Here is an 11,141-nt window from a genome sequence, read left to right as displayed (position 1 = left end):
AGTAAATATGTTACAAGAAACCTGTCATAGTGTGACAGGTTTCTTTTGTACTATCAAAAGTATAAATTTCCAGTAGTATAAGTAACTAAGGTGGCCGCTGGCCTTGTATTAAATTTAATAAATTTAAATTTAATACAAGACTAATCTAAAGAAGGGAAAACCTATAGGGATGTAGAAATAATAAATTGGACTAGTCAACAGGTCCAAAAAGGATTATACCAAACATAGAATAGATTGTGCTCTCAAGTAGTGGGATTTTAGAAAGGTGATTTTTATGGATTTGGATCGGAAAAGTGGTGTACCTTATTACATCCAACTTAAGGAGCAGATTCGTCGGCGAATTACTCAGGGAATTTGGCCGGCAGGGACGAAACTTCCTCCAGAACGAGAGTTGGCAGTAAGCTTAGCCGTCAGCCGAAATACCGTCAGCCAAGCTTATAAGGAACTGGAGAGTGAAGGGATTTTAAGTTCAGCCAGGGGCAAAGGAACCTTCGTTGAGGATACTTCGCAAATCTTACAGCAAGAAGGTCGAAAGGAGAAGGTCCTCCGAATTGTCGATTTGGCCATGGAGGAAGCAGTTGGACTTGGTTTTTCGATCGATGATTTTGTATCGTTTGTGCATGTCCGGGGAATGGAAAAGAAAGAGCTTCTATCACGAATGAAAGTAGCTTTCATCGTCACGAACCCTGAGCAACTTGCGGAAGTTAATTGGAATCTTGGTCCAGGAGTGAGCCTGCTACCGATTTTACTTTCTGAACTTCAGGAATCCCCTCGGACGCAGGAACGTTTGACGGGAATGGATATGGTGATCACAGGGGTAACTCACCTCGCGGAAGTCAAAATCCTCCTTGGTAAGCTACGCATTCCTATTTTAGGGATTTCTATGCAGCCTAAGCTTGATACGATTGTGCGCATTGCCAAGCTTAGTATGGGACGAGGATTGGCCTTGGTCTGTGAGAGTCATCAATTTGCGGAAATGGTGAAAGGGGCACTTAGGCAAGCTGGTTTGTACCTAATGCTAAAAACCTTGATTCAACCTGATGAGACCAGTTTGAGTGAAGTCTTGCCAGAATGTGGCGCAGTGATCTTAGCTCCTAGGCTACGGTTTCAGGTTGAAAAAGTGCTCCCGGCAAACATGGAGTGCATTGAGTTTAAGTTTGAACCGGATGCAGGAAGTCTTAATCTGATAAGAGGACTTTTGCTGGAATTAAAGGGGGAGAAACTTTGAAGAAACAGCGTGTTATCGGGATGTTCGACTCAGGAGTGGGTGGCCTTACCGTGATGAAAGAAATTCTGGAGCGACTACTCGATGTCCGAATTGTTTATTTTGGAGATACTGCGCGTGTCCCGTATGGAAACCGATCTCGAGAGGAATTAATCCGTTTTGGAGAGGAGATTGTCACCTTTCTAATTGGGCAAGGGGCAGAGATGATTGTCGTAGCCTGCAATACCAGTTCGGCTACCGCACTCCCTGTTCTGCGAGATCGGTTTGATATCCCCATGATCGGTATGGTTGAACCAGGAGCTCGCTTGGCGGTGGAAAAAACCATCGCTGGAAGGATAGGGCTGATTGCCACAGAAACCACTGTGCGCAGCAAAGCGTATTCGTCCGGGGTGAGCCGAGCACTGGCTAAAGGAACCTTACCCGAAGACTTAGTGCTCAGAGAAGCATGGCAGCTAGGCGAACAGGCTATAGCTTTAGTTAAAGCTCAAGGTTGTCCACTCTTTGTCCCTTTGATTGAGGCTGGTTTAGCGAATTCATCCGAGGCACGTGGAATTGCCAGAACCTATCTAGCTCCTTTACAAGCAGCGGGAGTAGATACTCTCATCCTGGGATGTACGCATTATCCGTTTCTTGAGCCAGTTATCAGGGAAACCTTAGGAGAAAATGTCTTGATTGTGGACCCAGCTTTGGCAGTGGTTAAAGAGCTGGAAATATTACTTCAGCATTTGGACGATTGGGAATGTTCGGGATTACTGGAGTCACCTGCTGCATCCGTTTTGGGGAAAAAGCATTGGCGTGCTCGTTATTTTGTAAGTGGAGACCCAGGGCTTTTCCGACAAGTAGGCAATACGCTCCTTTCAGAGGGGATCGATCATGTGGAGCAAGTCGTTTTGGGCGAGTAAGGCGAGGCGCGAGGCGCGAGGCACGAAGCGAAAGCACGAGGCTGAAGTATGAAGCATGAAGCATGAAGTATGAAGCACGAAGCGCGAAGTATGAACCACGAATCCCTACTTTGTTGGCGCTTAGGTTCTGATAAATTTTCTTAGAAGACCAGGAGGAATGATTGTGGAACAAAAAACCTTGGTGTTAGGGGTCATCGGATCAGATGTTCATGCTGTGGGAAATCGGATCTTGGATTTTGCTTTTACTCAAGCGGGTTTTAAAGTGATCAATATCGGTGTGCTTGCCACACAGGAGGAGTTCATCCATGCCGCTATTGAAACAAACGCTGACGTAATCTTGGTTTCATCCTTATATGGACATGGAGAGATGGATTGCCGAGGTTTACGTGAAAAATGCCAGGAAACGGGAATCGGTCATATCCTTATGTATGTCGGTGGTAACTTAGTCTGTGGGAAACAGGATTTTGAGTCAGTTAAAGAACGGTTTTTGGCCATGGGTTTTGACCGGGTTTATCCACCTGGAACTATGCCAGAGACTCCAATCGAAGATTTACGTAGAGATTTAGGCATGACTGAAGATTAAAGGGGGAACGGACCTTGCAAGCAGTCCTTCTCATTGATTTTGGCAGTACGTTCACTAAAGTGACCATTGCAGACCTAGATTCAGAGGATATAGTAGGCACGGCTCGAGCGGGGACGACCATTAAAACTAATATTATGGAAGGTTTGCAGGCTGCATTGGCCCAGATTCCTGAGCCAGTAGGAGGCTGGAATTTTGTTCGCAAGCTCGCTTGCAGTAGTGCAGCTGGCGGGTTAAAAATGATTGCCAGCGGTTTAGTAAAAGAACTCACGGCAGAAGCAGCCAGGCGAGCAGCCCTCGGAGCAGGCGCACGTGTCCTTCAAGTTTTTAGCTACGAACTGACGCCAGATGATCTTGAACTCATAATAAGTTCAAAACCAGATATGCTCTTGTTAGCGGGGGGAACTGACGGTGGCAATAAAGAAATCCTCTTAAAAAATGCCAAAATGCTTACTCTACTTCCTCAGAGCCTCCCGGTTGTGATTGCGGGAAATAAGGTGGTGTCTGCACAGGCTGCAGAGATCTTGCGAACACAACATCATCCTGTGGTTGTAGCAGATAATGTGATGCCCGAGCTTGGCGTATTATCAGTAGAATCGGCACGTTTGGCGATTAGGGATGTGTTCTTAACTCACATTATTCGGGCTAAGGGTTTAGACTCTGCCGAGGAATTCCTGGAACGAATTATGATGCCGACCCCAGCAGCTGTCCTTTCTGCGGCTGAACTTTTGGCTCAGGGACATGGTTCGGAACGGGGAATGGGAGAGTTGATGATTGTGGATGTCGGAGGGGCTACAACGGATGTCCATTCGATTGCTAAGGGGGATCCCAGTAAACCCGGCGTTATGCTCAAAGGGTTACCAGAGCCATATGCCAAACGAACGGTAGAGGGCGACTTGGGAATGCGCTATAGTTCAGAGGCACTGGTGGAGGCGGCGGGAAGACGGTTAAATGACTATTTGGGTTGGACGGAGGCTCAAGTGGTAAGTCAACTGGGTTTATGTAAACAAGATCCTTGGCGAATTCCTCAAACAGAGGAGGAAGCCAAATTTGATGTGGCTATGGGTCGAATGGCCGTCGCTTTATCTGTGGATCGTCACGTGGGTACGATTGAAGTCGTTTATACACCCTTCGGTGCAACTTATGTACAGCATGGAAAAGATCTAACGCCACTACCTGTGGTAATCGGGACGGGGGGGGTGCTTCTTCATCGCCCTGATGTTTTGGAAATCTTACAAGGAGCGGTTTTTAAGCCAGAGGAACCTATGCTACTTAAGCCACAAAACGCTGCTTTTTATTTGGATAAAGAGTATATCTTAGCGGCTATGGGTTTACTTCGTGAAGTGGCACCACTCGCCGCGCTCAGGATCATGAAAAAACATATCGTCGAACTTTAGGAGGAGGGGTCTAGAAATGGAATTAACCGTTCAACAAATGGATGCTGAGGAATTTCAACGTCAGCGGCTGGAAGTTTTGGGGCAATGGGAGACTGGTAAGGATGTTGACTTTGAGGAAGCTGTAGCGTATCAAAAATCATTACCCAAAAGTAAAATTTTTGCAGAAAAACTTGCCGAAGGGAAAGCTAAAGGAATCACCTTTGCCCAACCGCGTGCCGGAGTAGCTCTGCTCAATGAACATATTGAACTGTTGCGTTTCCTTCAAGATGAAGGGGGAGCAGATTTTCTGCCCTCCACGATCGACTCTTATACTCGGCAAAACCGTTATGCAGAAGCGCAGGCGGGCATAGAAGAAAGTGTAGCCATCGGACGCTCGATGTTGAATGGATTTCCAGCGGTAAACCATGGGGTAGCCTCCTGTCGGCGTGTAGTAGAAAGTGTTCAAGTGCCAATTCAGGTTCGGCATGGAACTCCGGATGCTCGATTGCTTGCTGAAGTGACGATTGCTGGTGGCTTTACAGATTACGAAGGAGGCGGAATTTCTTATAACATTCCGTATTCTAAAGACGTTTCGATTGAAAATACGATTAAATACTGGCAGTATGTTGACCGCCTTATCGGTCTCTACGAAGAGCGAGGGGTTAAAATTAACCGTGAACCGTTCGGACCATTAACCGGGACGCTTGTTCCTCCTGCTATCTCCCATGCTGTAGCAGTTCTTGAAGGGATCTTTGCAGTAGCTCAAGGGGTCCGTAGCCTGACGCTGGGTTACGGTCAATGTGGTAATCTTATGCAAGATATTGCAGCTCTGCATACTCTTCCTGTTTTGGCGGAAGAGTATTTAGCAAAACTAGGTTATCCAAAGGTGATGATCACCACGGTCTTTCATCAATGGATGGGTGGTTTTCCACAAGATGAGGCGAAAGCCTATGGGGTGATTTCGTGGGGTGCAGTGACTGCTGCCTTAGGTAAGGCGTCTAAGGTGATTGTGAAAACTCCGCACGAAGCACTCGGCATTCCCACTAAAGAGGCTAATGCAGCAGGCATTCGTACCACGAAGCAAGTTCTAAGTATGTTGAAAGACCAAACTTTGCCCATGACTGCAGAGCTGGCTTTAGAAGAGACCATGATTCTGATGGAAACGAGGGCTATTCTTGATCGAGTTCTCGAACTAGGCGAGGGAGATGCTGCGGTTGGTACTGTGCGAGCTTTTCAAGCAGGAGTGATTGACGTCCCGTTTGCACCAAGCCGTTATAACGCGGGCAAAATTCTCCCAGCCCGGGATACCGCGGGTGCGGTAAGGCTTTTAGATTTTGGAAATATTCCGTTTGATGAAACCATCAAGGAGTTTCATCGAGAACGTATTGCTCAGCGCGGACGTGATGAGAATCGAGATCCGTCCTTCCAGATGGTCATCGATGATATTTATGCGATTGGGAAAGGGATGCTCGTTGGGCGGCCAAGGGGTTAGCATCCCTTGGCAAGTGTCTCGGGATTACCTGGGTTGCTGGGGATGGACGTTGCTTGAGACTCGTTCACTTCGGGCGCTCGCAGGCCAAACTAGTCACTCAAGCTTGCCTCCAAACAGGGTACCCGTCCAAAGCGACATCCGTGTCGCATGGCCGGCTTCGCACATCCTTGTGCTCAGCCCTGTTTTCCGGGTCGCTTTCGTGAAGTTTGGCGGGCTGCTTGCTTTAGGCGTTCACTCTGTCTCAAGCAACGTCTATCCTAGGTTGGATGGTCGGGTATTCCCGGAAGGCTGGGGAGGTTTAGGATGCTAAGCCCCTTGGGGGTATTTAGGTTGGTTGTGAAACAGGGGGACATGAAACAGGGGGACAGGTTCCTTGTTTCACAGAAACAGGGGCAGAAACAGGGGGACAGGTTCACTGTTTCCCTGGTGAAACAGTGAACCTGTCCCCCTGTTTCACTAAAAAGGAGGATCATGATGAAAATTATTGATGTTATTGCTTCGCCTGGGTTGACGGGATTTTATTTTGATGATCAACAAGCGATTAAAGCGGGTGCTGCTCATGATGGATTTGCTTATCTGGGTGAACCGCAGACGCCGGGATTTAAGGCGGTTCGTCAACGAGGTGAGTCGATTTCAGTCATGTTAATTTTGGAGGATGGACAAGTTGCTTCGGGGGATTGCGCTGCTGTACAATATTCTGGAGCGGGTGGTCGGGATCCGCTTTTTTTAGCTGAGGAATTTATTTCAATTATCATGGAAGAGATTGCTCCTATGTTGATTGGGCAGAACTTAGATTCTTTCCGACATTTAGCGGGTCAGATTGAGGATTCGAAACGACCAAATGGGGTTCGTTATCATACTGCCATTCGTTATGGGATCAGCCAAGCAATTCTTGATGGTGTGGCTAAAGCTCATCAAAAAACGATGACAGAAGTTATTGTAAAAGAATATGAACTTCCGATGGTCCTTGAACCTGTACCAATTTTTACACAAACGGGTGATGACCGCTATGATAATGCTGATAAAGCAATTATTAAACGAGCCGGGGTTTTACCCCATGCCTTAATTAATCATGTAGAGACAAAGTTGGGCAACCATGGTGAACTACTTTTAGATTATGTAGAATGGCTTAGAAATCGTGTGCTATCATTGGGTGGCGATGATTATCGTCCTGTCTTGCACATCGATGTTTATGGTACGATTGGGATTGCTTTTAAGGATGATACAGAGCAGATGGTCAATTATTTTGCGAAGTTGGAAAAAGCAGCTTCCCCTTTGCATTTGCGGATCGAAGGGCCGATGGATGCGGGAAGTATAAAAGGTCAGATTGAACAACTTAAGTCTTTGCGTGACGCTTTAAAAGTACGAGGAGTTAACGTGGAAATCGTGGCGGATGAATGGTGCAATACGTATGAAGATATCGTCAAATTTGTCGATGCGCAAGCCGCAGATATGGTTCAAATTAAAACTCCGGACTTGGGTGGAATTCAAAATACGATTGAAGCGGTAATCTATGCTAAGAAATTTGGAGTGGGTGCCTATGTCGGAGGATCCTGTAATGAAACAGATGCAGGAGGTCGGACAGCAGTGCATGTATCGCTGGCAACGCGGCCTGACCAAATGCTGGCTAAACCCGGTATGGGGGTGGATGAAGGGTATATGATCGTGCATAATGAGATGAATAGGACCTTAGCACTGTTGAAGTATCACTTCCACGGTCATGAGCTTATGAGACCGTAAAAACAGTACTCAAATTAATGACTAAATCGGGAAAGATAGATACATTTATACTATCCTCGTCAGTGTACATTTCTGGACGACTGAATCTTCCGTTTGTCTGAAGCAGAAAAACACTCACAAGTTTTTGATCAGGTTCTACAATCCAATATTCTTTAACACCAGCTTTTTCGTACATATTGAACTTAAGAAACCTGTCTTTTTTAATTGACGACGGAGAAATTATTTCAATTATCATGTCGGGTGCCCCATTACAACCCATTTCATCAATTTTGAATTTATCGCAAATAATAGAAATATCAGGTTCCACAATGTTTTTGACTTCTTTATCATCTTTCTCATAGCCTTCAGGCAGCCTTACACAAAAAGGTGCAGGGTAAATTTTGCAGGTTTTACCCGTCAAATAGACTGCGATTTGTTTGGATAATTCCATCAGTATCTCTTGATGTATAGGTGCAGGAGCTGCTTGCATTAAGGGTACACCGTCAAAAATTTCCCATCTTTCATCTTCTGGATATGTCAAGTAGTCTGCATACGTGTATTTTTTTTCTTCTTGGGATAGTGGCATAATAATCACTCTCCTTAATAACTTTCAACTTGTGGAGACTTCAGTATTAAAATCAGTATTGGCTTTTAGGCGTAAACTTCTGTTAATCGCAAATTGTATATTAATTATCTACTATTATAACCCTCATGCTAACATGGTATCAAGATTATATACCATTATTATCCACTTATTTTAAAAACAGATTTAAACTTCCTAATGTCACATACTTAACATTTTAGGCTTGATCCTTTAAACTAGAACCGAGAGTCAGTTCAAACAGGGTTAAACAAGGAGTAGACAGCGATTATGAGTAAAATCGGTTTAACCACGACGGTGCCTGTTGAAGTAATTTACGCAGCAGGAGATACGCCAGTCGATTTAAACAATAGTTTCATTACTAGTTCGGAAGCCATGCGTCGAGTGGAGGAAGCCGAGCTGGCCGGATACCCCCGAAATGTATGTGGCTGGATTAAAGGGTTGTATTCGACGGCCTTGCGTAATCCGGAGATTCAGCGCATTGTTGCCGTAACCCAAGGAGATTGTAGCAATACCCATGCATTGATGGAAACTTGGCAAGTTGAGGGGATCGAAATTATCCCGTTCGCTTTTCCATATGATCGAGATCCTGATATGCTCCGTCTCCAAATCAATAAGTTTATGGAAGCTATGGGCACGGATTGGGAGGGTGTGAATCGACAGAAGAAACGGCTGGATCGGGTCCGAGCTTTGGCTTGGGAAATAGATCGACTGACTTGGGAAGAAAACCGCGTAAGTGGGTTTGAAAACCACCTCTACCAAGTTTCCTGTTCTGATTTTAATGGTCACCCCGAAAGCTTTGCCCGTGAAATGCAAGACTTTATTCAAACTGCCCGTAAGAGAGAGCCTTTATCGGGGCAGATTCGTTCGGGCCCACGAGGGAAAGGTCGAGAAATCCGTCTGGGTTTTATCGGGGTTCCACCTATTTTTCCGGAATTATACGATTTTCTAGAACAACACGGAGCCCGCGTTGTTTTTAATGAAGTCCAGAGGCAGTTCTCAATGCCTTTTGAGACGAACGACGTTGTCGAACAGTATCGGTTATACACGTATCCTTATCAAGTATTTCAACGGATTGAAGATATCGCGACAGAGATGGACCGTCGTCGTCTTGACGGGATTATCCATTATACCCAAAGTTTTTGCTATCGACAGATCGAGGATTTAATTATACGCAAGAAATTGGATTGCCCGATTCTAACCCTTGAAGGAGAAAATCCAACGGGCTTGGATGCTCGGAGTAAGATGAGATTGGAATCCTTTTTGAGTATGATCGGGTCATGAGACACGTCCCTCGGCCATGCGATCGTCGTGCCAAACTAGAAATTGTTTCGAACATTTTGGAAGGGGCCATCACATGTCTGAACAACAAACTATTTGTGGAATTGATTTGGGCAGCCGGAGCGTGAAGATCGCCCTCATGCGGCAGAGGATAGAGGGGGAAGGTTTAGAAATCCTCCGATTGGAAAGTTTGGATACGATCCGTTTTTACCGAGAGTATGGGCGCAAGCAAGGGGGAAAACTGGCTGTAAATTTTGAGGCTTTGGGACTGCCTGTGGTGGATCGCTTAGTTTCCACTGGTTATGGGCGTAATACTTTAGAGCTTGCCGGTGGGGACGCTATTCCGGAGCTTAAGGCGCATGTCTTGGGGGCAATTTATCAGACAGGGCTTAAGGATTTTACTTTGGTCGATCTGGGTGGACAAGACAGTAAAATCATCCAGATCCGAAATGGCAAAATGATCGATTTTATGACGAACGATAAATGTGCGGCCTCTTCTGGACGCTACTTAGAAAATATGGCGAGCATTCTTGATGTGTCACTAGAGGAACTGGGACAATATGCAGATACTCCGGTGGAGTTGAGCTCGACGTGTGCCGTGTTTGGTGAAAGCGAGTTGATCGGTAAGATTGTGGAAGGTTTCCCCTTAGCTGAACTCGCGGCTGGGGTTAATGCTACAATTGTGAAGCGTATCTTACCTCTCCTGCGTTCATTCGCCGGTGAGGTTCTGGTCTTTACCGGAGGAGTCGCACATAATCGTTCGGTAGGTAAGCTTTTGGAAGCGGGGTCGGGCAAGCGGATTATTATACCGCAGGAGCCCCAGTTTAATGGGGCGATTGGGTGTTGTGTGGAGGGTCTCAATCACATTTGAGAGAGGCGCAAGATACTTGTTTTAGCATAGAGATCGGCGTGTATAATGTAGGCCTGCTTGGAGGTAATGTATTGAGTAATGCGTTGAGACTTATAACCAGCATTTTGAACTATTTCCACGACAAATTAGTCCTATTGACTCATTCGTTGGGTCTTCACCTCAACGATAAACAGCTACATTTTTTAGTCATTGGACTTTTGGGAATAGTACTCTTTTTAGTTGTACATAAGTTATTCAAGTATCTTGTTCGGTATAGCCTAACAGCAATTTCATTCATTTATACGTTTACAGTCCTTGTTGTTCTGGTTTTTGCCATAGAGATTGAGCAGAAATTAACAGGTCGAGGTAATATGGAATTCCAGGATATTGTTGAAGGCCTTTGGGGTTTTTTAGTTGCGTTTATACTTTACCTGATCTTTAGATGCGTTGCTTGTTGGCTAAAAAAGCTTTTTGGGAACCAAAGTATTTTACGTTAGTGAAACTATAACTTTTTTAAGGTGCGTAATCATTGAGGCTAGAGAAACTTTTCTAGTCTTTTTTCGTTGATTATTGTTTCTCTATGAGAAATGTTTGCTTCGCAGGAAGGATTATCAAGATACAAACAAGAATAGAGAAATAGAGAATAAGAACTGATAAACACCTCGTTAAGGGACCATTTTTTGAGGAGGCAAATTGATGAAAAAGTATAATTTTAAATTAATTACTCTTGTACTTTGCTTATTAATCTCAACATTAATATTTCCGAAGAACACTTTAGCACTAAGTACTCCATTAGCACCGACAAATCTCACAGCTACAGTTTCAAGTACCAATCAAATAAACCTGACCTGGAATCCCGCAAGTTATGCAACTGGCTATTATGTTTACAGGTCTACCTCGCCAACTGGAACTTATTCCATTATTGCTACACCACAAACCACAAGTTATATAGATTCAAGCTTGTCATTGAACACTACTTATTATTACAAAGTTCGGGCTATCAACAGTGTTGGAACAAGTTCAGAATCCTCTGCTGTTTTTGGGACAACTAATTCCAATGGTACTTTGTCAGTACCGACAAGTCTTACAGCTACGGTTGCTAATGCCAATCAAAT

At 45.0% G+C, this 11,141-nt stretch carries 12 protein-coding genes; 11 read left to right on the top strand and 1 reads right to left on the bottom strand.

Annotation, left to right across the window (positions count from 1 at the left end; translation table 11 throughout):
- The first annotated feature begins 274 nt into the window (after positions 1–274).
- From UF75_RS06840 to UF75_RS06815, 7 genes are all read left to right on the top strand, one after another.
- Positions 275–1,228 carry a GntR family transcriptional regulator gene (locus UF75_RS06840; protein WP_045573862.1) on the top strand — a complete coding sequence of 318 codons (954 nt, stop codon included), beginning with the start codon at positions 275–277 and terminating at the stop codon, positions 1,226–1,228.
- The gene (murI, locus tag UF75_RS06835) at positions 1,225–2,127 is read left to right on the top strand and encodes a glutamate racemase (RefSeq protein ID WP_082075050.1); all 903 of its coding nucleotides are present in this window, start codon (positions 1,225–1,227) and stop codon (positions 2,125–2,127) included. The genes UF75_RS06840 and murI overlap by 4 nt, the downstream gene beginning before the upstream one ends.
- A 163-nt stretch (positions 2,128–2,290) precedes the next feature.
- Positions 2,291–2,710 (top strand): methylaspartate mutase subunit S, encoded by a 420-nt coding sequence (gene glmS, locus UF75_RS06830; RefSeq protein WP_045573861.1) that lies wholly within the window; start codon positions 2,291–2,293, stop codon positions 2,708–2,710.
- Positions 2,711–2,724: 14 nt separating this feature from the next.
- Positions 2,725–4,104 carry a methylaspartate mutase accessory protein GlmL gene (glmL, locus tag UF75_RS06825; RefSeq protein ID WP_045573860.1) on the top strand — a complete coding sequence of 460 codons (1,380 nt, stop codon included), beginning with the start codon at positions 2,725–2,727 and terminating at the stop codon, positions 4,102–4,104.
- Between the two features lie 16 nt (positions 4,105–4,120).
- Complete coding sequence (locus UF75_RS06820) at positions 4,121–5,575, top strand: methylaspartate mutase subunit E (protein ID WP_045573859.1); 1,455 nt, start codon at positions 4,121–4,123, stop codon at positions 5,573–5,575.
- 13 nt (positions 5,576–5,588) lie between these two features.
- Complete coding sequence (locus UF75_RS28060) at positions 5,589–5,885, top strand: hypothetical protein (protein WP_207642471.1); 297 nt, start codon at positions 5,589–5,591, stop codon at positions 5,883–5,885.
- Between the two features lie 164 nt (positions 5,886–6,049).
- Positions 6,050–7,315: a methylaspartate ammonia-lyase gene (locus UF75_RS06815; protein WP_045573858.1), complete on the top strand. Its 1,266-nt coding sequence runs from the start codon at positions 6,050–6,052 to the stop codon at positions 7,313–7,315.
- On the opposite strand, the gene UF75_RS06810 is transcribed toward UF75_RS06815, so the two are convergent.
- Positions 7,302–7,880, bottom strand: coding sequence for a Uma2 family endonuclease (locus UF75_RS06810; RefSeq protein WP_045573857.1), 579 nt, complete (start codon positions 7,878–7,880; stop codon positions 7,302–7,304). The two genes, UF75_RS06815 and UF75_RS06810, sit on opposite strands and share 14 nt — an antisense overlap.
- A 285-nt stretch (positions 7,881–8,165) precedes the next feature.
- Here UF75_RS06810 and UF75_RS06805 point away from each other — a divergent pair, with 285 nt between their 5' ends.
- The 4 genes from UF75_RS06805 to UF75_RS06790 form a co-directional block, all read left to right on the top strand.
- Positions 8,166–9,179 carry a 2-hydroxyacyl-CoA dehydratase family protein gene (locus UF75_RS06805; RefSeq protein WP_045573856.1) on the top strand — a complete coding sequence of 338 codons (1,014 nt, stop codon included), beginning with the start codon at positions 8,166–8,168 and terminating at the stop codon, positions 9,177–9,179.
- Between the two features lie 73 nt (positions 9,180–9,252).
- Complete coding sequence (locus tag UF75_RS06800) at positions 9,253–10,047, top strand: acyl-CoA dehydratase activase (protein ID WP_045573855.1); 795 nt, start codon at positions 9,253–9,255, stop codon at positions 10,045–10,047.
- A gap of 71 nt (positions 10,048–10,118) precedes the next feature.
- Complete coding sequence (locus tag UF75_RS06795; protein WP_045573891.1) at positions 10,119–10,523, top strand: hypothetical protein; 405 nt, start codon at positions 10,119–10,121, stop codon at positions 10,521–10,523.
- Between the two features lie 199 nt (positions 10,524–10,722).
- A partial coding sequence (locus UF75_RS06790) for a fibronectin type III domain-containing protein (RefSeq protein ID WP_045573854.1) occupies positions 10,723–11,141 on the top strand: 419 nt, incomplete at its 3' end.

This window comes from Desulfosporosinus sp. I2 (assembly GCF_000960765.1).
Taxonomy (GTDB): Bacteria; Bacillota; Desulfitobacteriia; order Desulfitobacteriales; family Desulfitobacteriaceae; genus Desulfosporosinus.
Note: the sequence above shows the minus strand (reverse complement) of the source record. Positions and strands in the feature narration are given on the sequence as shown.

Coding starts and splice junctions, on each gene's coding strand:
- UF75_RS06840 (WP_045573862.1), top strand. CDS start 275: ATGGATTTGGATCGGAAAAGTGGTGTACCTTATTACATCCAACTTAAG.
- UF75_RS06805 (WP_045573856.1), top strand. CDS start 8,166: ATGAGTAAAATCGGTTTAACCACGACGGTGCCTGTTGAAGTAATTTAC.
- UF75_RS06810 (WP_045573857.1), bottom strand. CDS start 7,880: ATGCCACTATCCCAAGAAGAAAAAAAATACACGTATGCAGACTACTTG.
- UF75_RS06820 (WP_045573859.1), top strand. CDS start 4,121: ATGGAATTAACCGTTCAACAAATGGATGCTGAGGAATTTCAACGTCAG.
- UF75_RS06815 (WP_045573858.1), top strand. CDS start 6,050: ATGAAAATTATTGATGTTATTGCTTCGCCTGGGTTGACGGGATTTTAT.
- UF75_RS06800 (WP_045573855.1), top strand. CDS start 9,253: ATGTCTGAACAACAAACTATTTGTGGAATTGATTTGGGCAGCCGGAGC.